Source organism: Microbacterium sp. 10L49, assembly GCF_056395125.1.
Map to the genome: position 1 here is coordinate 44,252 of NZ_JBFTIW010000003.1, position 24,520 is coordinate 68,771.

The 24,520-nt window shown below is 70.9% G+C and carries 23 protein-coding genes; 12 read left to right on the top strand and 11 right to left on the bottom strand.

The window, feature by feature from the left end:
* Window positions 1-80: 80 nt before the first annotated feature.
* A complete protein-coding gene (locus AC1DCT_RS08195; RefSeq protein WP_477428491.1) occupies window positions 81-1,262 on the bottom strand; it encodes a low temperature requirement protein A in 1,182 nt (393 codons plus the stop codon).
* 180 nt (window positions 1,263-1,442) lie between these two features.
* Here AC1DCT_RS08195 and AC1DCT_RS08200 point away from each other — a divergent pair, with 180 nt between their 5' ends.
* Window positions 1,443-2,084: a hypothetical protein gene (locus tag AC1DCT_RS08200; protein ID WP_477428492.1), complete on the top strand. Its 642-nt coding sequence runs from the start codon at window positions 1,443-1,445 to the stop codon at window positions 2,082-2,084.
* Window positions 2,081-2,320: a helix-turn-helix domain-containing protein gene (locus AC1DCT_RS08205; protein ID WP_441976825.1), complete on the top strand. Its 240-nt coding sequence runs from the start codon at window positions 2,081-2,083 to the stop codon at window positions 2,318-2,320. Before AC1DCT_RS08200 ends, AC1DCT_RS08205 begins: the two co-directional genes overlap by 4 nt.
* A 103-nt stretch (window positions 2,321-2,423) precedes the next feature.
* On the opposite strand, the gene AC1DCT_RS08210 is transcribed toward AC1DCT_RS08205, so the two are convergent.
* The gene (locus tag AC1DCT_RS08210) at window positions 2,424-2,828 is read right to left on the bottom strand and encodes a YbjQ family protein (protein WP_441976826.1); all 405 of its coding nucleotides are present in this window, start codon (window positions 2,826-2,828) and stop codon (window positions 2,424-2,426) included.
* 180 nt (window positions 2,829-3,008) lie between these two features.
* Here AC1DCT_RS08210 and AC1DCT_RS08215 point away from each other — a divergent pair, with 180 nt between their 5' ends.
* From AC1DCT_RS08215 to AC1DCT_RS08230, 4 genes are all read left to right on the top strand, one after another.
* Complete coding sequence (locus AC1DCT_RS08215) at window positions 3,009-4,265, top strand: LCP family protein (protein WP_477231131.1); 1,257 nt, start codon at window positions 3,009-3,011, stop codon at window positions 4,263-4,265.
* A gap of 421 nt (window positions 4,266-4,686) precedes the next feature.
* The gene (locus AC1DCT_RS08220) at window positions 4,687-5,370 is read left to right on the top strand and encodes a hypothetical protein (protein ID WP_477231130.1); all 684 of its coding nucleotides are present in this window, start codon (window positions 4,687-4,689) and stop codon (window positions 5,368-5,370) included.
* A gap of 174 nt (window positions 5,371-5,544) precedes the next feature.
* Window positions 5,545-6,165, top strand: a complete 621-nt coding sequence (locus AC1DCT_RS08225) for a VOC family protein (RefSeq protein WP_477231129.1) — start codon at window positions 5,545-5,547, stop codon at window positions 6,163-6,165.
* A gap of 282 nt (window positions 6,166-6,447) precedes the next feature.
* Window positions 6,448-7,884 carry a dicarboxylate/amino acid:cation symporter gene (locus tag AC1DCT_RS08230; RefSeq protein WP_477428494.1) on the top strand — a complete coding sequence of 479 codons (1,437 nt, stop codon included), beginning with the start codon at window positions 6,448-6,450 and terminating at the stop codon, window positions 7,882-7,884.
* A gap of 121 nt (window positions 7,885-8,005) precedes the next feature.
* Here the strand turns inward: AC1DCT_RS08230 and AC1DCT_RS08235 are convergent, their stop codons facing one another.
* Window positions 8,006-8,347 carry a MerR family transcriptional regulator gene (locus AC1DCT_RS08235; protein ID WP_441976831.1) on the bottom strand — a complete coding sequence of 114 codons (342 nt, stop codon included), beginning with the start codon at window positions 8,345-8,347 and terminating at the stop codon, window positions 8,006-8,008.
* Window positions 8,348-8,464: 117 nt separating this feature from the next.
* Here AC1DCT_RS08235 and AC1DCT_RS08240 point away from each other — a divergent pair, with 117 nt between their 5' ends.
* On the top strand, window positions 8,465-8,887 hold the full coding sequence (locus AC1DCT_RS08240; RefSeq protein WP_440734160.1) for an Hsp20/alpha crystallin family protein: 423 nt from the start codon (window positions 8,465-8,467) through the stop codon (window positions 8,885-8,887).
* A gap of 28 nt (window positions 8,888-8,915) precedes the next feature.
* Complete coding sequence (locus AC1DCT_RS08245) at window positions 8,916-9,131, top strand: DUF2795 domain-containing protein (protein ID WP_477231127.1); 216 nt, start codon at window positions 8,916-8,918, stop codon at window positions 9,129-9,131.
* Window positions 9,132-9,202: 71 nt separating this feature from the next.
* Here AC1DCT_RS08245 and AC1DCT_RS08250 read toward each other — a convergent pair whose 3' ends face one another.
* Both AC1DCT_RS08250 and AC1DCT_RS08255 read right to left on the bottom strand, forming a co-directional pair.
* Complete coding sequence (locus AC1DCT_RS08250) at window positions 9,203-10,942, bottom strand: cation:proton antiporter (RefSeq protein WP_477428496.1); 1,740 nt, start codon at window positions 10,940-10,942, stop codon at window positions 9,203-9,205.
* A 67-nt stretch (window positions 10,943-11,009) separates the two neighbouring features.
* On the bottom strand, window positions 11,010-11,657 hold the full coding sequence (locus tag AC1DCT_RS08255) for a phosphoribosyltransferase (RefSeq protein WP_477231126.1): 648 nt from the start codon (window positions 11,655-11,657) through the stop codon (window positions 11,010-11,012).
* Between the two features lie 224 nt (window positions 11,658-11,881).
* On the opposite strand from AC1DCT_RS08255, the gene AC1DCT_RS08260 reads away from it, so the two are divergent.
* Complete coding sequence (locus tag AC1DCT_RS08260) at window positions 11,882-12,925, top strand: LLM class flavin-dependent oxidoreductase (RefSeq protein WP_477428498.1); 1,044 nt, start codon at window positions 11,882-11,884, stop codon at window positions 12,923-12,925.
* 374 nt (window positions 12,926-13,299) lie between these two features.
* Here the strand turns inward: AC1DCT_RS08260 and pheA are convergent, their stop codons facing one another.
* Window positions 13,300-14,277, bottom strand: coding sequence for a prephenate dehydratase (gene pheA / locus AC1DCT_RS08265; RefSeq protein ID WP_477428500.1), 978 nt, complete (start codon window positions 14,275-14,277; stop codon window positions 13,300-13,302).
* Between the two features lie 81 nt (window positions 14,278-14,358).
* On the opposite strand from pheA, the gene pgm reads away from it, so the two are divergent.
* Window positions 14,359-16,002 carry a phosphoglucomutase (alpha-D-glucose-1,6-bisphosphate-dependent) gene (gene pgm / locus AC1DCT_RS08270; RefSeq protein ID WP_477428502.1) on the top strand — a complete coding sequence of 548 codons (1,644 nt, stop codon included), beginning with the start codon at window positions 14,359-14,361 and terminating at the stop codon, window positions 16,000-16,002.
* A gap of 129 nt (window positions 16,003-16,131) precedes the next feature.
* On the opposite strand, the gene AC1DCT_RS08275 is transcribed toward pgm, so the two are convergent.
* The 3 genes from AC1DCT_RS08275 to AC1DCT_RS08285 form a co-directional block, all read right to left on the bottom strand.
* Window positions 16,132-16,668, bottom strand: coding sequence for a gluconokinase (locus AC1DCT_RS08275; RefSeq protein ID WP_477231122.1), 537 nt, complete (start codon window positions 16,666-16,668; stop codon window positions 16,132-16,134).
* Window positions 16,658-17,896, bottom strand: a complete 1,239-nt coding sequence (manD, locus tag AC1DCT_RS08280; RefSeq protein ID WP_441976838.1) for a D-mannonate dehydratase ManD — start codon at window positions 17,894-17,896, stop codon at window positions 16,658-16,660. Before manD ends, AC1DCT_RS08275 begins: the two co-directional genes overlap by 11 nt.
* A gap of 182 nt (window positions 17,897-18,078) precedes the next feature.
* Window positions 18,079-19,125: a LacI family DNA-binding transcriptional regulator gene (locus tag AC1DCT_RS08285; protein WP_440734168.1), complete on the bottom strand. Its 1,047-nt coding sequence runs from the start codon at window positions 19,123-19,125 to the stop codon at window positions 18,079-18,081.
* A gap of 289 nt (window positions 19,126-19,414) precedes the next feature.
* Between AC1DCT_RS08285 and uxaC the strand changes: the two genes are divergently transcribed.
* Entirely contained in the window at window positions 19,415-20,827 is a 1,413-nt protein-coding gene (uxaC, locus tag AC1DCT_RS08290; RefSeq protein WP_441976937.1) for a glucuronate isomerase, read from the top strand.
* Entirely contained in the window at window positions 20,824-22,188 is a 1,365-nt protein-coding gene (locus AC1DCT_RS08295) for a mannitol dehydrogenase family protein (RefSeq protein WP_477428505.1), read from the top strand. Before uxaC ends, AC1DCT_RS08295 begins: the two co-directional genes overlap by 4 nt.
* A 24-nt stretch (window positions 22,189-22,212) precedes the next feature.
* Here the strand turns inward: AC1DCT_RS08295 and AC1DCT_RS08300 are convergent, their stop codons facing one another.
* The gene (locus AC1DCT_RS08300; RefSeq protein ID WP_477428507.1) at window positions 22,213-23,319 is read right to left on the bottom strand and encodes a LacI family DNA-binding transcriptional regulator; all 1,107 of its coding nucleotides are present in this window, start codon (window positions 23,317-23,319) and stop codon (window positions 22,213-22,215) included.
* 130 nt (window positions 23,320-23,449) lie between these two features.
* Complete coding sequence (locus AC1DCT_RS08305) at window positions 23,450-24,451, bottom strand: hydroxyacid dehydrogenase (protein ID WP_477428508.1); 1,002 nt, start codon at window positions 24,449-24,451, stop codon at window positions 23,450-23,452.
* Window positions 24,452-24,520 lie beyond the last annotated feature (69 nt).

Consider the following 24,520-nt stretch of genomic DNA (forward strand, 5'->3'; position numbering starts at 1 on the left):
GCGCGGATCCGCATCCGCATCCCGTCGTCGAGGCGCCGCGATCCGGACCCTTCGACCTCGAACGGCGGATCCGGCGGGACTCAGGCGCGGACGGCGAGGCGCTCAGTGGCCAACGCCGCCACGACGATCGCGAGCACGAGACCGAGGGCTGCGAGTGCGGACAGCCCCGACACGAGAGGGCCCAGTGCGAGCAGCAGCACGGTCGCGGCGATCCGCGGCAGAGACCAGCTCCGCGCGGCTCTGGCGCGCAGCAGCACCGTGGTGAGCAGGAAGACGGCGAGCCCGAGGACGAGCATCCAGGCGGCGAAGCCCCCGATCGCGCGACCCTCCTCGATCGTGGGCATCGAGAGCTCGACGCCGACGGCGACCAGGAGGATCGCGGCGACCAGGACAGGATGCAGGTAGGTGTATACGTCGACGGCGATCACGTAGCGGTCCTGCTCCGGCCGCTCCGTGACCGACTCCTCGACGAGGTCGGCGAGGCGGACGAAGTACGCCCACCACAGCGCGGTCGCGAGACCCAGGGCGAGCACGGCGCCCGCGATGATCCCGACGCCCACGGGCTCCTCTGCGGCGTCCGCGCCGATCGCGACGACCGACTCGCCGAGCGCGAGGAGCACGATGAGGCCGTGCCGTTCGGCGAAGTGGGACGCCGACTTCACGCGCCAGCTGCGTCCCACCCGCGCCGTGACGTACACCACGAGGAAGTCGTAGGCGACGGCCGCCGCCCACCAGCCGAGACGCGCCCCGCCGCCGGCCAGGGCGCCGATCACGAGCAGCACGGCCGCCGGCACGAACGCGGTCGACAGGGTGAACGCCACCTGCTTGCGCAGGGCCCGGTCGGGGCCCGCGATCGTCAGGTAGACGACGCCGTGCACCACGCGGATGAGAAGGTAGGCGATCACGAACACCAGCGGCCCGTCGAGGCCGCCGGGCAGGTCGTGGAAGGCCTCCGGGATGGCGAGTCCCACCACGAACACCAGCATCATGGCGGCGATCATGGCGATCCGGACGATGCCCACGTCGGCGCGGGCCTGATTGCCGAGCCATGCGTACGAGGACCACGACCACCACACCAGCGCGAGCAGCACGAGCGCCTGGCCGAGGCTCTCCAGCGGGTGCTTCCCGTGCGTGATCACGCCGACGCCCTGATGCAGGGCGAACACGAAGACGAGGTCGAAGAACAGTTCGAGCACGGTGACGCGGTCGCCGTCGCGGGAAGTCGCGGCGAGGGGGCGGCGCGGTCGCGGATCGAGCGGCATGCGGGCTCCTGTCGGTCGTGGTCCCTCGACAGCGTAGGGCCCACGGGCCACGGGCGGCTCGGGCTCTCGAGATGACCTTTCGTCTCCCGGGCGAGGAGGAAGGATCCGGCGTTGACACGTTTATCGACTGTCGTTATGTTAACGAACATCGATAACAACGTTTCTCGATAAGGAGCTGCCATGCACGCGAAGGACACCACACCCGCCCACGAGCGGCCGCGCCTGGCCGAGGGCTTCGTGCTCGGACTCATCGCGACCGGCGCCGTGAGCGTCGCGATCGCCGCCGTCATCGCGATCGTGCTGCGCGCGGTCGATCTGTTCGGCCTCGCTCCGACGGTCCTGTTCCCGCTGCGCGACGGCGAGGCGGTGAAGGCGCTGGGGCAGGCGCCGGCCGTGCTGCAGTCGAGCTACGCGAGCGTGCACGTCACGATCGAGGGGCTCCCCTTCTTCGCGCGCTTGCTGCTCGTGCTCGAGGGAGCGCTTCCCGCTCTCGCAACGGTGGGCGTCTGCGCCGTGGCGTGGTGGCTCGGGGTCTCCCTGATCCGCTCGCGCCCGTTCCGGCGGTCGATGTCGATCGCGATCGGGATCGCCGCGATCCTCGTGATGGCGGCGGGTGTGCTCGGCCAGGCAGCAGGGGCCTTCGGCCGGTCGATCGCGGTCAGCCACCTGGCCGAGGGCGACCCGCACGTGGATAAGGTGCTGTGGCCGTTCCTGCTCGAGCTCGATCTCGCCCCCGTCGGCTGGGGCTTCGCTCTCGCACTCATCGCGACGGCGTTCCAGTTGGGCGCGCGCCTGCAGAAGGATGCGCAGGGCCTTGTATGACCCCTGCGGCGCAGGACGAGGAGGACACCGGGATCCACTGCCGCCTCGACGAGCTGCTCGCCGCGCGCGGCATGACCCTCACTCAGCTGAGCGAGGCGGTCGGCGTGAGTATCGTGAACCTGTCGGTGCTCAAGAACGACCGGGCTCGGGCGATCCGCTACTCGACCTTGCGCGCGGTGTGCGACGCGCTGGAGTGCGAGGTGGGTGAGTTGTTGGTGCTCGCCCCTCGGGGCTGAGGCGGGAGTTTCACGTCAGGAATGCAGGACGTTTCCAACTCTGAAGGAGAATCTCACCGGATCCATCCTTCAAAGTTGCAAAGGTCCTTTGCGCTGAATCGCGTCAGGCCACGGGCGGAGCCGGCGGCGCGGCGGGGGCAGGCGGTGCGGCGGGCTGAGCCGGGGCAGCCGGCTGCGCGGGCACGGCGCCGTTGACCGGCTCGATCACCACGGCGGTGCCGTACGCGCACATCTCGCTGAAGCTGCCGAGCGAGCCGGAGTCGAAGCGCATCGCGATCACGGCGTTGGCGCCGCGCTGCACGGCTTCGCCCCACATCCGGTTCATCACCTCGTAGCGGCTCTCGTACATGAGCTGCGTGAACTCGGGGATCTCGCCGCCGCCGAGGGCGCGGAAGCCGGCGGTGAAGCCCTGGCCGAAGTTCGTGGAGCGCACGGTGAGGCCCATGACCTCTCCGAGCACCTGGGTCACGCGATAGCCGGGAACGTCGTTCGTCGTCACCATGAACATGCGCTCATCGTCGCACGGAGACCGGATCCGGCGCATCCGTCTTCTCCGTTCCGGCTCCCGCCTCTCCCAGAGTCCACACAGGCGCTCCCGGAGTCTGCACAGGTGCCCGACGGAGGATCGAAGTCCCGCCAGACCACAGTCCCGCACGACAACTGCCCCCGACAGGAACGGATCCGGACGATGACGATGAGCCCGCAGCACGCCGCCCGGCGCCGCACGTATCGACGACGCCGGTGGGTCGTGGGGATCATCGCTGTGATCGTGCTCGCTTTGATCGCGGCGGCCGCGTTCGTCGCCATCACCTACGCCGACGCGAACAACGGGATCCACCGTTCGTCGATCGCCGGCATGACCGGGCCGAAGCAGAACACCGGCGAGACGAACATCCTGATCATGGGACTGGACAGCCGGGTGGATGAGAACGGCAAGCCGTTCCCGCAGGCCATCTACGACCAGATCCACGCGGAGGATGCGTCGGTCGGCGGGTACAACACGAACGTGCTGATGCTGATCCACATCCCCGCAAACGGCGGGAAGGCGGTGGGGATCTCGATCCCCCGCGACGACTACGTGGACTTCCCCGACTCCCCCGGCGGTGTGGACAAGGGCAAGATCAAGGAGGCGTACGGCGATGCCATGGAGGCCTCGATGACGGCCCTCACCAGCAAGGGCGTCTCGGAGGCCGACGCGTATCAGCAGTCGCGCACGGCAGCGCGTCAGAGCACGATCAAGACGGTGTCGGCGTTTCTCGGTGATGTGCGCATCGACCACTTCGTCGAGGTGACGATGGCCGCGTTCTACGAGGTGGCGCAGGCCGTGCAGCCGATCACGGTGTGCCTGAACCACGCGACCGCGGACACATTCTCGGGCGCCGACTTCCCCGCCGGAGTGCAGGAGCTGAACGCCGCGCAGTCGATGGCGTTCGTGCGACAGCGCCGTGACACGACCTCGAGCGACTTCGACATGACGGATCTGGATCGCACCCGGCGTCAGCAGGCGTTCATGGTGTCGTTGGCGGTGAAGCTCAAGCAGGCGTCGACGTTCACCGACTTCGGCAAGCTGCAGAAGCTCATCGACGTGGCGAAGAAGGATGTCGCGCTCGACGATCAGCTGGATCTGCTGTCGTTCGCGCAGCAGGCGCAGAGCCTGGCCGGCGGCAACATCTCTTTCGTCACGCTGCCGATCGATCACTTCGACACGGTTGACGGGCAGAGCGTGAACATCGTCGACGTGGACGCGATCCGCGCGCAGGTGCACGACCTGCTGAACCCGCCGACCGCTGGGGCATCCGCGTCACCGACACCGTCGTCGTCTGCGGGATCGACGTCCGGATCCGGTTCCGGTTCGTCGGGCTCGTCCGCCCCGGCGACGCCGAACCCGGTCTACAGGGACTCGTCGTCTCCGCTGCAGTCCGGGAACGTGCCCTGCGTGAACTGAGCCGGTCCGGTCCTGCCGGGACCCACCCCTGGGCCCCACACGCTCGCGCACTCCGGCACGCCCGACGGAGGACCTTTCGCGGGCTCGATCAGGCGGCGGGGCGGAACCGTTTCGGAGGTGGATCCACGTCACCCCACAAGTAGCGAAGCGGCAACCGGCGGCTCAGAGCAGTCGCGTGCCCATCCGCTCCGTGCAGGACGAAGTCGCTCTTCCCGTCACGGGTGATCGACCAGCCCGCGCGGTGCAGTTCCCCGTGATGGAACCGGCACAACAGGATCATCCCTCGGTCGATATCGGTGCGTCCCGTGGTCGCGGGGCCGTTCGTTGACGTGATGCGCCTCGCAGTACGACATGTCCCGACGGCAGCATCGGACCGGCGTCGCAGGGCGGGATGACGCCGCGCGAGCGCTATGTTTCAGATATGAACACGCGGGGGAAGATCGGAGCGCTCGCGCTCGTCATGTCAGCGCTCATCATGAGCGGTTGCGCGAGCCCACCCGCGACGGACCCGAGCGCGACCACCGACGCGATGGCAGCGCCCACGTCCTCGACGCCGACGGCAACGCCCACTCCGCCGCCCGCACCCGGGCCGGTGACCGCCGACTGGACCATCCGTCCGGACGGACTCGGGCCGATCCGCGTCGGGCAGAACTTCGCCACGGAGACCACCCCATTGCTCGCACAACGTCCGGAGCTGCAGGTGTCGGACGGTTGCGTCGGCTCGTCTGCTCAGGGATGGATCAAGAACGTGGCGAACCTGCAAGACCCCGCGCCTGGCACCGGCGTCACCGGCGTCTCGGCGGCCGGGTTCATGCTCGGCGTCCCGCTCGACGGCGACCCGCGCGGACCGGGAACCGTGGTGCTGATCATCCCCGGCACTGCTTTCCGGACAGCGGAGGGCATCGGCGCCGGGTCCACTTTCGACGAGGTGCGCGCTGCCTATCCCGATGTCGCGCCGACAGAGTTCCCCTACGGCGACGTGCTCACCCTGCGCGGCCCCGGTGACGCCCGGATGCACTTCGTCACCGGCACCGCCCGCGATGGCGTGATCGAACATATCGAGATCAGCACGAAAGACCGCGCCTACCCGGAGTACTGCGGCTGAGCATGGGCAGCACTCCCGTCTAGACCTGCGAACTGCTCCGTCAGCCTCCGCCGGCGGCGCAGCTCGAGCCTGACGTCGCGTGCGCCACACCGCGCGTCGTGGCCCCGCTGAGTTCTGCCCGCATCGAGCAGGAATCGAGAAGCGGCCTGCGGCGCCGGATCCGAGACTCGAAGCATGAACATTCAGCGCATCATCATCGAGACCAGCTCCGACGCCGTGCAGGCGGCCGAGGCCTTCTACCGCGACGCCCTGGGACTGCCGGACCACGTCGGCGTCCGCGCCACCTCCGAGCCGAGCGCCGGGTTCCGCGGCTTCGCTCCATCGCTCATCTTCGTTCAGCCGGGCGATGTCGACGCGGCCGTCGAGCGGGCGCTGGCCGCCGGCGCCAAGGTCATCAAGCCGGTCGCCAAGAGCCTGTGGGGCTACGGCGGCTCGTTCCTCGCGCCTGACGGCACCGCGTGGCAGATCGCGAGCGCGAACAAGACCGCCACCGCGCCCGCCACCGGCGAGGTCGAGCGGCTCGTGCTGCTGCTCGGCGTCGACAGCGTCAAGGCCAGCAAGCGCTTCTACCAGGAGCAGGGCCTGACCGTCGCGAAGAGCTTCCCCTCCTACGTCGAGTTCGACTCGGGCGCCGTCAAGCTCGCCCTCTACAAGCGCGGCTCCCTCGCGAAGCAGGTCGGCATCGACCCGAGCGGCAGCGGATCCCACCGGCTCGCGGTCGTCGCGGACGGGACCTTCACCGACCCCGACGGCTACGCGTGGATGGCTGCGGAGAGCATCGTCAGCGCGGGGTGATCACCGGGAGGAGCCTCCGGGGATCCGGCCCCTCGACACGCTCAGAGACCGGATCCCGGTGAGCCCGGGAGGGCGCGGCGTTTCGACAAGCTCAAGGACCGGGGCCGCGAGCCGGCACTTCGACAGGCTCAGCGACCGAACGTGTCATCGTTCGTCACACCCGGGCTTGGAATACCAGCGGACTCATAGCGTTGAAGACATCCGGCGCCACGGCGTCGACGTCCCGGCGCAACTCGCGCCCATCCTCCCGGCGCACCCCAGCGCACCGACTTGGAGTCTCTGATGAGTACAACCACCCCCGCGGCACGGCGCCCCAAGGCGCCGGACACGCGCGGCCCCGTCCGCAAGCTGCTGACCTCGTTCGGCTTCCAGATCATCGCCGCGCTCGTGCTCGGCATCGCGGCGGGCCTCATCGGCCGCCAGCTCGGTGCGACGCACGACACCCACACCGTGCTGTCCGACACGCTCGACAAGATCGGCGGCTCGTACGTCACGCTGCTGCGCGCGGCCGTGGTTCCGCTCATCTTCACCGCGATCGTCGCGAGCATCTCCAACCTGCGCCGTGTGCAGAACGCCGCGCGCCTGGCCGGCCAGACCCTCCTCTGGTTCGCGATCACCGCGTTCATCGCCGTCTCGATCGGCATCGTGCTCGGCATCACCATCCAGCCCGGCGCGCACGCCGGCACCGACCTGGCCAAGGGCGCCCCGCCCACGGTCGGCACCTGGTGGAACTTCCTCCTCGGCCTGATCCCGCAGAACTTCCTCGGTCTCGCGGTGAACACCACCACCGGCCCGGCGGAGGGCACGTTCGTCTCCGGCGTGAGCTTCAACATCCTGCAGGTCATCGTCGTCGCGGTGGCGGTCGGAATCGCCGCGCTCAAGGCCGGCCGCAGGGCCGAGCCGTTCCTCGCCTTCACCGAGTCGCTGCTCAAGGTCATCCAGCGCGTGCTGTGGTGGATCATCCGCATCGCCCCGCTCGGCACCTTCGGCCTCATCGGATCCGCCGTCATCAACTACGGCTGGGACAAGCTCACCTCACTCGCCTGGTTCACCGGCGCCATCTACATCGGCCTCGCGCTCGTGCTGTTCGTCGTCTACCCGATCCTGGTGAAGACGCACGGCCTTTCGATCAAGCAGTACTTCTCCGGTGTGTGGCCGGCGGTGCAGCTGGCGTTCGTGAGCCGCAGCTCGATCGGCACGCTCCCCCTCACCGAGCGCGTGACCGAGCGCAACCTGGGTGTGCCCCGCGGCTACGCCTCGTTCGCCGTGCCGCTCGGCGCCACCACCAAGATGGACGGCTGCGCCGCGATCTACCCGGCCCTCGCCGCGATCTTCGTCGCCCAGTTCTTCCACATCGACCTGAGCATCACGCAGTACCTGCTGATCGTCATCGTCTCGGTGGTCGGATCCGCGGCGACCGCGGGCACCACCGGCGCCATCGTCATGCTGACGCTCACGCTGTCGACTCTGGGCCTGCCGCTCGAGGGCGTCGGCCTGCTGCTCGCGATCGACCCGATCCTCGACATGGGCCGCACTGCGGTCAACGTGGCCGGCCAGGCCCTGGTCCCGACGATCGTCGCCAAGCGCGAGGGCATCCTCGACCTGGACCTCTACAACGCTCCGCGGGGCGGCCTGCCGTTCGCCGAGGACGTCGATGACGAGGCGCCCGAGTCGGTCGAGTCCGCCGCCGACGAGGCCGCGGTCGGATCCGCGCGCTGACCTCATCGCATACGAGGCCTTCGGAACCTTCGGGATCCGGGGGCCTCGTCGCGTACGGCCGGCGCTACTGCTCGCGAGAGACCACCTTCAGCACGCGACCCGTCCTCTGAGAGGCTGGGCCTCAGGCTGGATCTGGCTTCCCACGGCGATGAGCCTCGCGGCGACGCAGCTCCGCGCTCTCCGCGCGCTCCGCCTCGAGCTCGTCGCGAAGCCCCTCGTTCTCGTCCTCCAGCGCGAGCACACGCCCGATCCCCGCGATGTTCATGCCCTCGTCCCGCAGGAGCGCGACCCGCTGCAGCCGCGCGACGTCGTCGTCGCTGTACCGGCGGGTTCCACCTTCGCTGCGCGCCGGGGTCAGCAGGCCCTTCTGCTCCAGCAGGCGCAGACTCGCCGCGTTCATGTCCGCCAGCTGCGCAGCCACGGCGATGCCGTACACCGGCGTCGCCGAATCGCGTCCTGCCATGCGTGCACTCCTCGTACTTGCAACTTTCCTGACTTTGATCTATAAAAAATCTACACCACGAGATGCAGATCCTGCATCGACACCACGCCCGAACGGGCCATTGGAAAGGAGTAAGACATGACCCTCAGTTTCGATCCTCTCAGCCAGCTCGATCGCTTCGCCGCAAGCGTGTTCGACTCCCCGCGTGCGCCTCGGCGCATGCCCGTGGACCTCTACCGCGACGGCGACCGATACGTGCTGCACGCCGACCTGCCGGGCATCGACCCCGGCTCGATCGACGTCGACGTGGACGGCGGCCAGCTCTCCATCCGCGCCGAGCGGAGCATGGGCTCGCAGGACGGCGTCCGCTGGTTCGCCCGCGAGCGCGAGTCCGGATCGTTCCTGCGCCAGTTCGCCCTCGGCGACGGCGTCGACATCGACCGCATCAGCGCGTCCTACGACAGCGGAGTGCTCTCGATCATCATCCCGGTGAGCGAGCGCGCCAAGCCGCGTCGGATCGCGGTGGACTCGCCCGAGCGCCGCGAGCAGATCGACGCCTGAGCCAGGCCGGATCCGAGAGGAGAAGATGATGCTGCCCTCGACACTCGACCGGTTCCTCGCCGGCATGGAGTACCCGGCGTCGAAGGACGACCTGCGGCGCGAGGCCGTGCACGACGGCCTCGGCATCGCGGACCGCGACCTGCTGGATCAGCTGCCGGACCGCAGTTACAGCTCTCGCTGGCACGTCCGCCTGTCGCTGACCCGCTCGGGAACCCCGTTCGAGCGGGTCGCCGCCGTGGCCTGACCGGCTGCGAGAGGGGAGGCCCCTGGATCGGTCGATCCCGGGGCCTCCCTCGTTCGCGTCAGGATCCGGCGTCAGCGTTCGACCGGGGCCGTCGCCATCCGGGTATCGAGCGCGAGCTCCTCCGCGTCCATGGCCGTGATGAGCTCGCGCATGACCTCTTCGTTCAGCGTGCCGGCATCGCGCTCGGAGATGAGCACGTCGCGACGCACCTGCAGCCAGCCCTTCGACAGACCGATGAGTTCGTCGCGGCTCGGACGCGGCATGGCATCCTCGTCGCGCTGGCCCTTCTCGGTGTCCCGCTCCACGCGGGTGAACCGCTGCGCGAAGCGGTCGAACCAGCCCAGCGACGCCGCACCGTGCTTCTGCTCCCACGCCGCGCGCTTCTCATCGAGGAAGACCTTGCCCACCTCCCTCGTGCGGGAGCGCACCTGCGCGAGCTGACGGCGGTCCTCCTCCTCTTCATCGGTGACGTCGGCGACGCCGAGCGCCCCGATCAGCAGCGGCAGGGTCAGCCCCTGCAGCAGCAACGTGCCCACCGTCACCAGGAACGCGACGACCACGATCGCGTGCGCCGCCGCCGTGTCGAGCCCGGCGAGGTCCGACGCGGCGAGCGCGGTCGCCAGGGTGACCACGCCGCGCATCCCCGCCCACGAGATCACGGCGTTGTCGCGCCAGCTCAGCTGCGACTCCCGGAAGCGCTCGCGCAGCTCGTCCTCGCTCGGGTTGCGACCGGTCCAGCCCCGCCGCCGCTGCTTCTTGGCGACGGCGTCGACCCGTTTCTGGAACTGTCCCGACGCCAGGCTCGTCTCGAACTGGCGCAGCCGCAGCCGCGACCAGAACGCGCCCCACGCCGACGCCGGATACACGAACAGCGGCCGCACCAGCAGCACCACCACGAACACCGCCGCCGCGAGCCAGAGCACGCCTCCGACATGCGTCGCGCCGAGCTCGCCGATCACGGGCGGCAGCTGCAGCCCGATGTACGCGAACACGAAGGATTCCAGCAGGAAGTCGGCCGACAGCCAGATCGGCGCCTCCTGCATGCGCGTCGCGTAGCTCGTACGGGGCGCGTTGAAGCCGACCACCAGGCCCATCGCGACGACGCCGAGGACACCGGATCCGCCCAGGTGCTCCGTGATCGCGTACACGCCGAACGGCGCGAGCAGTCCGAACGTGCCGATGACCACCGGATCCGAGATGCGCATCCGCAGCTGATGCATGCCGAGACCAGCGACGACGCCGAGCGCGACGCCGACGACGACCGCGACGGCGAACTGCCAGATGCCGTCCCAGACCGTGAGTGTCGCGCCGGCGACGATCGCGGCGAACACCCGGTACAGCGTCAGCGAGGTGGCGTCGTTGATGAGGCTCTCCCCCGACAGCACCGTCATCACCCGCCGCGGCAGGCCCAGCTTGCGGCCGATCGCCGCGGCCGAGACCGCGTCGGGCGGCGCCACGATCGCACCGAGCAGCAGGGCGCCCGGCAGGGTCAGCGACGGCATCAGCAGCCACGCCACGAGCCCGACGGCGGCGGTCGTGACGACGACCAGGCCGATGCCGAGCCGGCGGATCTGCGGCATGCTGCGGCGGAAGCTCACGAACGACACGTCGAGCGACGCCGAGTACAGCAGCGGCGGCAGCACGAGCGTGAGCAGCACGTGCCCATCGATGCGGAGGTTGGGCACCGCCGGGATGAAGGACACGGCGAGCGCCACCACCGTGACGAGCAGCGGAGCAGGCCAGCCGCGCCAGCGCGCGACCGCCGCGACGATGACGGATCCGACCAGCACATAGAAGATCTCGGCGTCCATGCCGCCAGGGTAGCGGTGCGCCGCTGTCGCGCCTCTGTCGCGTGGCTGTCGGGGCGGAACCGCGTCTTCACCGTGCGGCGGCGAGCAGGCGGATGACCTCCTCGTCGGGCGTCTGCCGGAAGTCGACGTAGTGCATGCCGACCGCCATGAAGCCGGCGGGCGCCTCGAGGCAGACCACCTCGTCGGCATCCGGATCCGGCCCGGCCCGCAGGTCGGCGAGCACCTCCGGCGGAGCGACCGGCACCGCCACCACGACCCTCGCGGCGCCCCTGGCTCGTGCGATCGCGCATGCGGCGCGCACGGTCGCGCCCGTGGCGATGCCGTCATCGACGATGACCGCGGTGCGCCCGGCGAGCGGCTCGGGCGCACGCCCGCTGCGGAACAGCGCCGCCCGGCGCTCCACCTCGGCGCGTTCCCGGCGCTCCGCTGCACGCAGGGTCTGCTCGTCCACTCCGGCTGCGCGCACCACGTCGGCGTTGCGGACCGCAGCGCCTTCCTCGCCGACCGCACCCATCGCGAGCTCGGGCTGCCACGGCACCCCGACCTTGCGCACCACGAGCACGTCGAGCGGAGCCCCGAGCGTCCGAGCCACCTCGGCCGCCACCGGAACCCCGCCGCGAGGCAGGCCGAGCACGACCGGATCCCGGGCAGCATCGACCGCCAGCAGCGCGCCGAGCCGCCGGCCGGCCTCGGCGCGATCCGCGAACCCGTGCATGCCTCCGGCCTACGCCGGTGCGGGCGCGCGGTCAAGCCAGGCGGCACGCCCCGGGGAGTCGTTGAGCGAACACCGGCGAAGCCGGAGTGGGACGAAACGCCGTGCTCTTGCATCGCGGCTTCGCGATAGTGCGGCGTTTCGTCTTTGTCGCGCTTCGCGCGTCCTCGCTCAACGACCCCACCGGATCCGGAATGCACGGGGATCCGCTCGCGTTGTCCGAAGCGATGTCTTCTCTCGCGCTCTCCGTCCTCGACCTCGTCCCGGTGCGCACCGGGCAGACCAGCGCCCAGGCGGTGTCGGCGTCGCTCGCCCTCGCCGCGCGCGCCGACGACCTCGGCTATGGGCGGTACTGGTTCGCCGAGCACCACAACATGCCGGCCGTCGCCTCCACCGCTCCGCCCGTGCTGATCGCCGCCGCCGCCGCGCGCACGCAGCGCATCCGGGTCGGATCCGGCGGCGTCATGCTGCCGAACCACGCGCCGCTCATCGTCGCGGAGCAGTTCGCCGCGCTCGAGGCGATCGCCCCCGGCCGCATCGACCTCGGTATCGGCCGTGCCCCCGGCAGCGACCCCGTCATCACCCAGCTGCTGCGCGCCTCGGGCACCGCCGGCGACGTCGAGCGCTTCCCCGAGCACGTGCAGGACATCGCCCTCATGCTGCAGCCCGACGGCGCCACCGTGCAGTTCACCTCGGGCGGGGAGTACGCGGTGCGCTCCACGCCGGCGGCCACCGGCGCCCCTGAGGTGTGGTTGCTGGGGTCGAGCGATTACTCCGCCCAGCTGGCGGCCTCGCTCGGCCTGCCGTACGTGTTCGCCAACCACTTCTCCGGTCAGGGGCTGGACCGCGCCCTCTCGCTCTACCGCGAGGGCTTCCGCCCCTCGGAGGCGCACCCCGCACCGCGCACCTTCCTCACCGCGAACGTCGTGGCGGCGCCCACCGCCGAGGAGGCATCGGACCGGGCGATCCCGCAGCTGCGCATGATGGCGCGGCTGCGCCTGAACCGCCCGCTCACCGCGCTCGAGACCGTGGAGCAGGCACGCGCGGCCCTCGCCGCGAATCCCGATCCGCAGGAGGAGCAGATCCACGCCGCCGCGCTCGCGAACTGGTTCGTCGGCGACGGCGCGACCGTGCGCGGGGCGCTCGAGGCCTTCGCGGAGAAGCACGGCGTCGAGGAGATCATGGTCTCCCCCGTCGCCGGATCCTTCGCCGCCGAGGACCCCGACCGCACGCCCGGCCGGACGCAGACCCTGGAGCTGCTCGCGGGCTGAGGCGACGCTCCTTCTTCTCTCTCGTCTGGCGCTGCCGCCCGATCCGCATCCGGATCCGTTCGTCGTGCCGTCCACTCCCGTTCAGGTCGCAGAAACGGCTCCAAAACACGATCCATTACCGCAGAAAGTGCGACCTGAACCGGGGAAGTGCGACCTGAACCGGGGAAGTGCGACGTGAACGGGAGAAGTGCGACCCGAACAGAAGAAGTACGGCCTGCCCCCGCTCACTGGTCGCGAAGTGCGGTCAAATCCTGCCCTAGACCGCAATCTGCGACCAGTGAGCGGAAAGAGGGTCGCGCGGATTCATCCACGCGACGGACGGATCTCGCCGGATCCCTACGCCTCGGGCTCGGGTCTGCGCCTCGGGCTTGGGCCTACGCCTCGGGCTCCCCCGCGATCAGACCGCGGATCCAGTCCCGGGCCTCGACGAACACGTCGTCCGCGTAGCGCTCGGGGTACTGCACGATGCGGCGGTCGGCGCGGGGGTAGGAGCCGAGGTAGACCACGCGCGGGCTGAACCGGCGGATGCCGAGCAGGGCGTCGGCCATGCGCTCGTCCTGGATGTGGCCGTCCGCGTCGAGCACGAAGCGGTACCTGCCCAGCTCGTCGCCGATCGGACGGGACTGCAGCAGCGACAGGTTGATGCCGCGGGTGGAGAACTGCTCGAGCAGTTCGAGCAGCGCACCGGCGTGGTCCTCGGGCAGCTCGACGATGAGCGAGGTCTTGTCCGCACCGGTCGGCGGGGCCGGCGCCACCGTGCGCGCGACCAGCACGAAGCGCGTGACGGCGTTGTCGTTGTCGCCGATGCTGTCGGCGAGGAGCTCGAGCTCGTGGTGCGCCACGATGCCGGGGGCCGCGATGGCGGCGTCGGCCGGAAGAGAGCCGTCCAGGATCCCCAGTGCCGAGGCGACGTTGCTCGCGGCGGGCACGTGCTGGTGCGTGGGGATGTGCTCGCCGAGCCAGCCGTAGCACTGGGCGTAAGCGACGGGATGCGCGGCGATGACCGTGACGTCCTCGATCCGCGTCCCGGGAGCAGCGACCAGCACGAAGTCGACCTTCACCAGGTATTCGCCGACGATCCGCAGGCCGGGCAGCGTCGCCAGGGCGTCCAGGGTCGTGGTGACCCCACCCTCCACCGAGTTCTCGATCGCGATCATGGCGGCATCGCTGCGTCCCTCGAGCACGTCGGCGAGCGCCTCGCCCACGTTGTGCACCGGTCGCCAGTCGTGTCCGCGCGCTTCGGGCACCTGCTCCAGCGCGGCTTCGGTGAACGTCCCCGCGGGGCCGAGGTAGCTGTAGGTACGGCGGGCGGGGGCGGCTTCGGTCACGGCGTTCAGCCTAGTCCGGGGCATCGGACGCCCCCGCCTTCGTGACCTGACGTTCCATATCGAAACGATGATGCGTTCCGCGGCTCCGCGGGGCAGACTGTCTGCATGACGAGCCGTGCCGGCCTCCCCGCGGAGGAAAGCGACCTGATCGACGTCGACGAGCTGATCGCCGCCTACTACGACCGGATCCCGGATCCGAAGATCTCCACCGAGAGAGTCGTGTTCGGCACGAGCGGGCATCGCGGCTCGTCGCTGAGCGGCAGCTTCAACGAGCAGCACATCCTCGCCACGACCCAGGCGATCGTCGACTACCGCACCGCGCAGGGCATCACGGGCCCGCTGTTCCTCGGCCGCGACACGCACGCCCTCAGCCGCCCGGCCGAACGCAGCGCGATCGAGGTGCTCGTCGCGAACGGCGTCGACGTGCTCGTCGACTCCCGCGACGCCTGGGTGCCCACGCCGGCGCTCAGTCACGCGATCCTCACCTACAACCGCGACCGTGCGGACGACGAGCCCGGCCGCGCCGACGGCATCGTGGTCACCCCGTCGCACAACCCGCCCCGCGACGGCGGCTTCAAGTACAACCCCCCGCACGGCGGCCCCGCGGACACCGACGCGACCGGCTGGATCGCGAACCGCGCGAACGAGCTCATCGAGGCCGGCCTGGAGGGCGTGCAGCGCACCCGCTTCGCCGACATCGACGCCGACGGCCTCGGCACCTACGACTTCCGCGAGGCGTACGTGCGCGACCTGCCCTCGATCATCGACGTCGAGGCGATCAAGAAGGCGGGCATCCGGATCGGCGCGGATCCGCTCGGCGGCGCCTCGGTCGAGTACTGGGCCCTCATCGGCGAGATGCACGGCCTCGACCTCACGGTCGTGAATCCCGAGGTCGACCCGACCTGGCGCTTCATGACGCTGGACTGGGATGAGAAGATCCGAATGGATCCGTCCTCCCCGTCCGCGATGGCGTCGCTGGTCGCGAAGAAGGGCGACTACGACGTGCTCACGGGCAACGACGCCGACGCCGACCGGCACGGCATCGTCACCCCTGACGCGGGCCTGATGAACCCGAACCACTATCTCGCTGTCGCGATCGACTACCTGTTCTCGCACCGCGCGGGCTGGGGCCGCGACGCCGCGATCGGCAAGACGCTGGTGTCGTCGATGATCATCGACCGCGTCGCCGAGTCGCTGGGCCGGCACCTGCTCGAGGTGCCCGTCGGGTTCAAGTGGTTCGTGCCCGGACTGCTCGACGGCTCGGTCGCGTTCGGCGGCGAGGAGTCGGCCGGGGCGTCGTTCCTGCGTAAGGACGGATCCGTGTGGTCGACCGACAAGGACGGCATCCTGCTCTGCCTGCTGGCCGCGGAGATCATCGCCGTCACCGGCAAGACCCCGTCCGAGCGCTATCGCGAGCTCGAGGAGGCGTTCGGCGCCTCCGCCTATCAGCGCGTGGACGCTCCGGCGACCCCGGAGCAGAAGGCCACGCTCGGCAAGCTGTCGCCGGATTCCGTCACGGCCACCGAGCTCGCCGGCGAGCCGATCACCGCCAAGCTCTCGCACGCGCCCGGCAACGGCGCGGCCATCGGCGGCCTCAAGGTGCAGACCGAGCACGCCTGGTTCGCTGCGCGCCCCTCCGGCACGGAGGACGTCTACAAGCTCTACGCCGAGTCGCTGCTGGGCCCCGACCACCTCGCCCGCGTGCAGGAGGAGGCTCGGGCGGTGGTCAGCGCCGCGCTCGGCGGCTGATCGCCTGCGGCCTTTCCCAGGTTCGCTGGTCGCGTATTGCCGTCATCTGAGCCGCGATACCGCAATCTGCGACCAGCGAGCGTCCTGATTCACCGGATCCGCGTGGTCGTCGCGGAGGCTGCCGCGCGCTCAGCGGATCCAGGCGACGGCGGCGGTGACGATCTCGTCGACGGTGCCGGTGACATCGAGCGCGGTTCCGTCCTCGTCCGGTTCCAGCGGCTCGAGCAGGGCGAGCTGCGAGGGCAGCAGCGACGGCGGCATGTAGTGCCCCGCCCTCCCCGCGGCGCGTGCCCGCAGCAGCTCGGGCGTGCCGTGCAGGTGCACGAACCGGGCTTCCGGCACGACCTCACGCAGTCGGTCGCGGTAGACGCGGCGCAGCGCCGAGCACGCCATGACCCGCCCGCCCTCGCCACGACCTCCGGCGAGGGCGGCGCCGACGGCGTCCAGCCACGGCCAGCGGTCCTCGTCGGTCAGCGGCGTTCCCGCGGCCATCTTCGCCACGTTGGCCGCCGAGTGCAGGTCATCGGCGTCCCATCCGCCCACACCGAGGCGCGCGGCGAGCGCGCGGGTGACGCTGGTCTTGCCCGCTGCCGACACCCCCATGACGACGATGAGCGGCGCGGATCCGGTGCCCGCATCGACCGGGGCCGTCGCCTCACCAGTCATGGACGGTGCCGTCCGAGAGCCGGTTGTAGGGCAAGTACGCCTGCTCGTACGGATACCGGCCAGCCTCGTCCACGTCCAGCTCGACCCCCAGGCCGGGGGCGTCGCCGGGGTGCAGCAGGCCGCCGTTCCATCTGAAGGACTGCTGGAACACCCGGTCGGTCCGTTCGCCGTGCTGCATGTACTCCTGGATCCCGAAGTTGTGAATCGCCAGCCCCAGGTGCATCTGCGCGGCCATGCCCACCGGGGAGATGTCCGTCGGCCCGTGGAAGCCCGACTTGATCTGGTGCATCGCGGCGTAGTCGATCGTCTTGCGCAGCGGGGTGATGCCGCCCATGTGCGTGACGGCTCCGCGCACGTAGTCGATGAGCTGATCGCGGATCAGGTCCTTGAAATCCCACACGGTGTTGAAGACCTCGCCGATCGCGAGCGGCGTCGTGGTGTGCTGACGCACCAGGCGCAGCGCCTCCTGGTTCTCAGCGGGCGTGCAGTCCTCGAGCCAGAACAGGTCGTAGGGCTCCAGCGACTTTCCGAGCCGGGCGGCCTGGATCGGCGTCATCCTGTGATGACCGTCGTGCAGCAGCGGGATCTCGGGGCCGAACTCGTTGCGCACGGCATCGAAGACGCCGGGCAGGTGGCGCAGGTAGGCCCGGGTGTCCCAGTCCTCCTGCACGGGCGCCGCCCCGCGCCGGGCGGGCTCGTGGTCGTAGCGCGCCTCGCCGCCGCCGGCGTCGGCCGCTTGCGAGGCGATTCCGTAGATCGCCTTCAGTCCCGGCACGCCGGTCTGGATCCGGATGGCCCGGTAGCCCTGTTCGAGGTGCGCGCGCACGGAGTCGAACAGCTCGGGCAGTTCCTTGCCCGAGGCATGGCCGTAGGCCAGCAGGCCCTCCCGGCTGGCTCCGCCGAGCAGCTGGTACAGGGGCATCCCCGCGGCCTTGGCCTTGATGTCCCAGAGCGCCATGTCCACCGCGGCGATGGCGGCCATCGTGACGGGCCCGCGGCGCCAGTACGCCGAGCGGTACAGGAACTGCCAGGTGTCCTCGATGCGCGAGGCGTCCGCCCCGATCAGCAGCGGCACCACGTGCTCACGCAGGTAGGCGACCACCGCCAGTTCACGGCCGTTGAGGGTCGCATCCCCCAGGCCCGTCGCGCCATCGGACGTCGTGAGCTTCAGCGTGACGAAGTTGCGGTCGGGGCTGGTGACGATCACCTCGGCCTTGTCGATCCTCATCGAGGTGTCCTTTCGGTGTGCGCGGCTGCGGTGCCGGGGCGTCTCCGGGGAGATCCGCGCTCATTGAAGCACGTCGAGTGGCAATCTGGCAAACGCTTGCCATGCATTGCGACGACCGTAGAGGAGATAGGCGGAAGCCGTTCCGCATCCGAGTGATCCCCGGCGCGAGGGCAGCGCGCCCCTCAGACCGCCCTGGCGGGTCCGGTCGAGCCGCGGATCACGAGCTCGGTCTCCAGCGTCGCCGCCTCCACGGCGGCCGCATCGTCGGCCTCGACCGCGCCCGCGAGTTCCAGCGCCTTGCGGACGGCGTATCGTCCCGCCGCCGCGAGCGGTGAGCGCACGGTCGTCAGCGCCGGAGACGTGAAGTCGGATCCGAAGATGTCATCGAAGCCCAGGATGCTGAAGACGCCGGGGACGAGGACGCCGTGCTCACCGGCGGCCCGGAGCAGGCCGATGGCCATGATGTCGTTGTACGCGATGATCGCGGTCGCGCGGGAGGCGATGACCCGGGCGAGCGCGCCGCGGCCGCCGTCGATCGTCGGCTCGACCGGACCGATCGACGCGATCGTCATCCCACGCGCCTCGGCGCCGGTGCGCAGGGCATCCCAGCGCCGCCGGCTCATCCACGACTCGGCCGGCCCTGCGAGGAAGACGAGAGACGTGTGGCCGAGCATCTCCAAGTGCGCCAGCGCCTGGTCGATCCCCGGCTCGAGGTTCGGCGTCACGGTCGAGACCCCCTGGATCTCGCGGTTCAGCACGACGACCGGCTTGACCTCGGCAAGCTCTCGGATCTGCTCGTCCGGGAGGCGAGTGGTGCCCAGCACGAGCGCATCCACCGCCGGCAGGATGCGTTCGGCCGATCGCGCCTCGCGCTCCCCCGATTCCTGCGACTCCGCGAACACGAGGGTGTAGCCGAACTCGCCGGCCGCCTGCTCTGCACCGCGGACGATGCCGAAGATCACCGGGTTGGTGATGTCGGCGATGAGCAGGCCGAGCGTCTTCGTGCGCCCCGTGGGCAGGGCGCGCGCCATCGGATTGGTGCGGTACTTGAGCTGCGCGGCCGCCTCGCGGATCCGCGCCTCGGTGCCGGCGTTGACGCGCCCCGGCTGCGTGAGCGCACGCGACACCGTCGACGGGTTCACACCCGCCAGCTTCGCCACGTCATAGATCGTGGCGGCCGCGCGTGCTCTGGCCCGCGTCGGCCGCGGCTCCGTTGCGTCCGCTGCCACGGTCACACTCCTTCACGACTTCGCACCACCGTACCGCGCGCCGACGACGACGCGCTCATCACGGGACGGATCCCTCCCGGCCGCCGCCGTCCGCGTTCCCCGCGCACGGCCGCCGCGCCGCGCATCCGATTCGATCGAGTTTGGCAATCGGTTGACAAGCCGGAGCGACGCTGGACAGAATACCGGTCAGGCAGCACCGTCCTCGCGGGCCGGAGCGCCCATGATCCAGGCACGAGCGGGGCGAGCCGGCCGTGCGACCACGACCGCCCCCGCGATCCAGAAAGCGCCCATGCACCTCGAAGCCGACCCCGACCGCCTGCTCCCCGTCGATCCGCGCACGCGCGGCATCGCCCGGGAGCTGTACGAGCGGGTCGCGGCGCTGCCCATCCTCTCCCCGCACGGGCACGTCGATCCCCGCCTGCTGCACGATGACGCCGCGTTCCCCGATCCCACCGAACTGCTGCTGCGCCACGACCATTACGTCACGCGTCTGCTGCACGCCTCCGGCATCCCGTTCAACGAGCTCGCGGTCCCCGACCGGACCGGGGCCGCACCGACAGCCTCCGCCCGTGACGCCTGGCGGCGGTTCTGCGAGAACTGGCATCTGTTCGCGGGCACGGCATCCGGCTACTGGCTCACCCATCAGTTCGCCGAGCTGTTCGGTCTGGACGAGCAGCCGGATGCGGCGAACGCCGATGCGCTGTTCGACCGCATCGGCGCCGTGCTGACTCTCCCATCTTTCCGCCCTCGTGCGCTCTTCGACCGATTCGGCATCGAGTTCCTCGCGACGACCGACGATCCGCTCGACGACCTCGGCGTGCACCGTGCTCTCGCCGCGGACCCCGCCTTCCGCGGCCGGGTCGCGCCGACGTTCCGCCCTGACGCCTACCTCGACCCTGCCCATCCTGCCTTCGCCGCGAACGTCGAGCGCCTGGCCGCGTGGAGCGGATCCGCCGTCGACGACTATGCGGGCTACCTCGGCGCACTCGAGGCGCGGCGTGCGCACTTCATCGCGAACGGCGCGGTCTCGGCCGACCACGGGGTGCTGCAACCCCTGGCCGTCGACCTGACGGCGGGCGAGGCGTCCGCCCTGTACGCGCGCGCCGTCCGCGGCGAACTCGATGCGGCAGAGGCCACGGCGTTCCAGGGGCACATGCTGCTGGAGTCGGCGCGGATGTCGGTCGAGGACGGGCTGGTGATGACGGTGCACCCCGGGGTGCTCCGAAACCACAGCACCGCGACGCTCGAGAGGTTCGGCCCTGACTCCGGCCACGACATCCCCGTGCGCACCGGCTACGCCGAGGCGCTGCGCCCGCTGCTGCAGCGCTACGGGAACGCCCCCGACTTCCATCTCGTGCTGTTCGCGGTCGATGAGACCGCCTATTCGCGCGAGATCGCCCCGCTCGCGGGCTTCTATCCGAGCGTGTACATCGGCGCGCCCTGGTGGTTCCTCGACGCCCCGGATGCGGTGCTGCGCTTCCGCGCCGCGGTGACCGAGACGGCGGGCTTCTACCGCGGCGCGGGCTTCGTCGATGACACCCGCGCCTTCCTCTCCATCCCGGCTCGCCACGACATGGCCCGCCGCCTGGATGCGGCCTTCCTGGCGCGACTCGTGGCCGAGGGGCGACTGGACGAGCCGGCGGCGCACCGGATCGCGCACGACCTGGTCGACACGCTGCCCCGGAAGGTGTTCAAGCTGTGACGGGTGCCGCGCTGCGCCGGGGCGCGGTCGGCGGCCCGGCCGCACCGCCGCGCATCGTGCACCTGGGCCTCGGCGCCTTCCATCGCGCGCACCAGGCGTGGTACACCGCGCACGCGGCGGATGCGGCGGAGTGGACGATCGCGGCCTTCACCGGCCGCAGTCCACGCGTCGCCGACGACCTCTCCCGGCAGGGCGGGCTGTACACCCTGATAGAGCGCGGCCCCGAGCACGATCGGGCCGAGATCGTCCCGGCGATCGTCGAGGCGCACCCCGCCGATGACACGATCCGGCTCGAACGCCTGCTCACCGCCCCCGGGACGGCCCTGGTCACGCTCACGATCACCGAGCCCGCGTATCGGCTGCGACGCGACGGATCCCCCGACCTCGACGACCCGGCCGTCACCGCCGACCTCGTCGCGCTGCGCAGCCGTCGACCACCCGCGACCACGCTCGGACGCCTGCTGTCGGGGCTCAGGGCACGGCTCTCAGCCGACGCGGGCCCGATCGCGATCGTGCCCTGCGACAACATCCCGGACAACGGGACCCTCGTACGCACGGGACTGCTCGGCCTCGCCGAGGCGGTGGACCCGGCGCTCGCGGACGGGATCCGCGAACAGGTCTCCTTCGTGTCGACGTCCGTGGACCGGATCACTCCGCGCACGACGGACGCCGACCGGACTGCCGCCGCCGCGCTGACCGGGTTCCACGACACGTCGCCCGTGGTCGCCGAGCCGTTCTCCGACTGGGTGCTGAGCGGCCGCTTCCCGAACGGCCGCCCGCGCTGGGAGACGGCGGGTGCCCGCTTCGTCGACGACATCGAGCCGTGGGAGCGGCGGAAGCTCCTGCTGCTCAATGGCGCGCACAGCCTCCTCGCCGGCATCGGCACCGTGCGCGGGCACGCGACCGTCGCCGATGCGATGGCGGATCCCGACTGCCGGAGTTGGGTGCACGCGTTCTGGGACGAGGCGGAGCGGCAACTACCGGACGGGCTCGACCTCGACGCGTATCGCCGCGCTCTCGCGGACCGTTTCGCCAACGGCCGGATCGCGCATCATCTCGCGCAGATCTCCGAGGAGAGCGCCACCAAGCTCGCCATCCGCGTCGTGCCGGTGCTGCGCGCGGAGCGTGCGGCCGGACGAGAAGGTGCCGCATCTGTCCGCGCCCTCGCGGCCTGGATCCGGCTCGTGTGCTCGGGCGCCGGCGCCCCCGACGCGAGACGGATCGCGATCGACCAGGCACGGCAGGCCGCGGATCCGGTGCGCGCGCTCCTCCGGGTCCTGGATCCCGCCCTCGCGACCGAGGAGATCACCGCGGCCGTGGCCGCCGTACGTCTCGAACCCGCCGCAGTCAGCACCGGCTGAGTCGGGCCGCACCGATGACGCGGCTCAGGCCACGCCGGACGGTCCCGGGGTGCTCGCGCGCACGACCACCTCGACGGGCAGGTCGGACTGCGCCCAGTCGTCGTCGACGACCGCGCGGAACGCCTGATACCCCGCCTCGTTCAGCGGCACCCGCACGGTGGTGAGCGCGGGGGTGACGTCGCCGCTCGCGGAGACGTCGTCGAAGCCGCACACGGCGATGTCCGTGCCGACCTCGCGCCCGGCGGCCCGGATCGCGGACATCGCGCCCAGCGCGACCACGTCGCTCATGCCGAACACCAGAGTGCCGGATGCGACGCCCTCCGCCAGCGCCGCGGTCATGGCCACAGCTCCCGACTCCCGCCGGAAGTCGCCGCGGTGGATGCGCTCCACGCGCCCTCCGCCCGATGCGAACCCGCGGGCGAAGCCGTTCAGCCGGTCATCGGAGGTGCGCACGCCCTCGGCGGCGCCGATGCCGATCGCCGTGCGGTAGCCGAGCTCGGACATGTGCCGCCCGAGCTCCTCAGCGCCGCCCGCGTTGTCGATCACGATCGAGCGCCCGCCGTTGCCGTTCCGGTCGGCGCCTGAGGCATCGCCGAACGTCACGACGCGACCGCCGAAGCGCTCGAAAGCCTCCAGCTCCGAGTTCCCGGATCCGCTGTCGCCCGACTCCGCGCGGGATGCGGCGAGGATCAGTCCCTGCGGGCGCTGTCCGCGCAAGGCCCTCAGGATCCGGTTCTCCCGCTCCTGGTCGCGCTCGGTGATCGAGATCGTCACGACGAGACCGCGCTCGTCGGCGCCCCGGGCGACCCCGGCGGCGATCTGACCGAAGTAGGGGTCGGCGATGTCGGCGACGAGCAGGGCGATGACCGGCGAGCGGCCGCGAGCGGTCGCCTGGGCCGACACGTTCGGGGTGTAGCCGAGCTCCTCCGCCGCACGCTCGACCCGTTCGCGGAAGGCCCCCGCGACCTTGCGTGCGGAGCCGTTCAGCACGCGTGATGCGGTCGCCAGCGACACACCCGCCTCGCGGGCGACGTCCTGCAGCGTCGCCGCGTGCGGCGCCCCGGACCCTGCACCGAACGTGCTCCGCGCCGACGCATCGGCACCCGTCGGGGAAAGGCTTTCCGGGCTCATGCCCCGAGCATAGTGCCCCGAGGGCGCTGCTCCCGCGGGCACGCGGACGACGGAACGACCGTCCGCCGACCTCAACATCCGGGACGGGCAATCGGTTGCCGATCCACCACCGGAACGTGGCCTCCGGACCTCAGGCGATGCGATCGAGCGATGTCGGATCGATCCGGTGCTGCAGTGCCTCGCCGGCAGCCCAGCGCCGCAGCTCGGCAGCGACGAGCCGCCCCATCGCCGCGCGGTCCTCACCCATGGATCCGGCCACGTGCGGCGTCAGCTCGACGTTCTCGAGCGTCCACAGCGGCGAGGACTCCGCGGGCGGCTCCTCCACGGTGACGTCCAGCAGAGCCGTGAGGTCGGGGCGCTCCTGCCAGACCGCCACGAGTCCGTCCTCGTCCACGAGTCCGCCCCGCGCGGTGTTGATGAGCGTCGCGCCCTCCGGCAGCCGGCGGAGCAGCGCGGCGTCGATCATCCCCGTCGTCGCCGGCAGCAGCGGCGCATGCAGGCTCACGACGTCGGCGGTGGCGAACAGCTCCTCGAGACCGACGAGTTCGACGCCGACCTCGGCCGCCGCTGCCGCATCGGCGAACGGATCCGCGGCGAGCAGCCGGAGCCCGCTGCCCTCCAGCCGCTCAGCGACCCTGCGCCCGATCTCGCCGAGCGCCACGAGCCCCACGGTGCGCCCGCGCGCGCCGGACGCCGCGCCCGCCGCGGCGAGCTGCCGTTCCCGGGCGTAGCGGCGCCGCGCGGCCGGCACCCCGCGTGCGGCGAGCACGATCTGTGCGACGGCGATCTCGGCCACGGGGTCGGCGTTCGCGGCGGCGGCCGAGACGACCGCGACCCCGCGCGCCCAGACCTCGGGGGCGATCATGTGCTTGACCGAGCCGGCCGCATGCAGCACGCCGCGCAGGTGCGGAGCGCGCTCCAGCAGAGCGCCGTCCACGACCGGCGCGCCCCAGCCGGTCAGCAGCAGTTCGGTGTCCCGAAGCGCATCCGGCTGATCCGCCAGCTCGTCCGCGGTGAGGAACGGTCGCTCCAGCGTCACGGTAGCGTCGATCATGGCCAGCACCTCGTCCGGGTAGACGTCGTCGCGACGCCGCTCCTCCATGACCAGCCGCGCGCGCATCCGCTCGCCCATTCCGACTCCCCTCTTCGCCGCGACGGGCGAAACATCCGATCAATGATTGACAGCGTCTGCGGACCTACA

Excerpts from the sequence above, each read along its gene's own strand:
- AC1DCT_RS08245 (WP_477231127.1), top strand. The coding sequence starts at position 8,916 with ATGCTGCCCTCGACACTCGACCGGTTCCTCGCCGGCATGGAGTACCCG.
- AC1DCT_RS08210 (WP_441976826.1), bottom strand. The coding sequence starts at position 2,828 with ATGTTCATGGTGACGACGAACGACGTTCCCGGCTATCGCGTGACCCAG.
- uxaC (WP_441976937.1), top strand. The coding sequence starts at position 19,415 with ATGCACCTCGAAGCCGACCCCGACCGCCTGCTCCCCGTCGATCCGCGC.
- AC1DCT_RS08260 (WP_477428498.1), top strand. The coding sequence starts at position 11,882 with ATGTCTTCTCTCGCGCTCTCCGTCCTCGACCTCGTCCCGGTGCGCACC.
- AC1DCT_RS08305 (WP_477428508.1), bottom strand. The coding sequence starts at position 24,451 with ATGGGCGAGCGGATGCGCGCGCGGCTGGTCATGGAGGAGCGGCGTCGC.
- manD (WP_441976838.1), bottom strand. The coding sequence starts at position 17,896 with ATGAGGATCGACAAGGCCGAGGTGATCGTCACCAGCCCCGACCGCAAC.
- AC1DCT_RS08235 (WP_441976831.1), bottom strand. The coding sequence starts at position 8,347 with ATGGCAGGACGCGATTCGGCGACGCCGGTGTACGGCATCGCCGTGGCT.
- AC1DCT_RS08230 (WP_477428494.1), top strand. The coding sequence starts at position 6,448 with ATGAGTACAACCACCCCCGCGGCACGGCGCCCCAAGGCGCCGGACACG.
- AC1DCT_RS08200 (WP_477428492.1), top strand. The coding sequence starts at position 1,443 with ATGCACGCGAAGGACACCACACCCGCCCACGAGCGGCCGCGCCTGGCC.
- AC1DCT_RS08300 (WP_477428507.1), bottom strand. The coding sequence starts at position 23,319 with ATGAGCCCGGAAAGCCTTTCCCCGACGGGTGCCGATGCGTCGGCGCGG.
- AC1DCT_RS08205 (WP_441976825.1), top strand. The coding sequence starts at position 2,081 with ATGACCCCTGCGGCGCAGGACGAGGAGGACACCGGGATCCACTGCCGC.
- AC1DCT_RS08275 (WP_477231122.1), bottom strand. The coding sequence starts at position 16,668 with ATGACTGGTGAGGCGACGGCCCCGGTCGATGCGGGCACCGGATCCGCG.
- AC1DCT_RS08255 (WP_477231126.1), bottom strand. The coding sequence starts at position 11,657 with ATGCACGGGTTCGCGGATCGCGCCGAGGCCGGCCGGCGGCTCGGCGCG.
- AC1DCT_RS08220 (WP_477231130.1), top strand. The coding sequence starts at position 4,687 with ATGAACACGCGGGGGAAGATCGGAGCGCTCGCGCTCGTCATGTCAGCG.
- AC1DCT_RS08250 (WP_477428496.1), bottom strand. The coding sequence starts at position 10,942 with ATGGACGCCGAGATCTTCTATGTGCTGGTCGGATCCGTCATCGTCGCG.
- pgm (WP_477428502.1), top strand. The coding sequence starts at position 14,359 with ATGACGAGCCGTGCCGGCCTCCCCGCGGAGGAAAGCGACCTGATCGAC.
- AC1DCT_RS08195 (WP_477428491.1), bottom strand. The coding sequence starts at position 1,262 with ATGCCGCTCGATCCGCGACCGCGCCGCCCCCTCGCCGCGACTTCCCGC.
- AC1DCT_RS08215 (WP_477231131.1), top strand. The coding sequence starts at position 3,009 with ATGACGATGAGCCCGCAGCACGCCGCCCGGCGCCGCACGTATCGACGA.
- pheA (WP_477428500.1), bottom strand. The coding sequence starts at position 14,277 with ATGCCCCGGACTAGGCTGAACGCCGTGACCGAAGCCGCCCCCGCCCGC.
- AC1DCT_RS08240 (WP_440734160.1), top strand. The coding sequence starts at position 8,465 with ATGACCCTCAGTTTCGATCCTCTCAGCCAGCTCGATCGCTTCGCCGCA.
- AC1DCT_RS08225 (WP_477231129.1), top strand. The coding sequence starts at position 5,545 with ATGAACATTCAGCGCATCATCATCGAGACCAGCTCCGACGCCGTGCAG.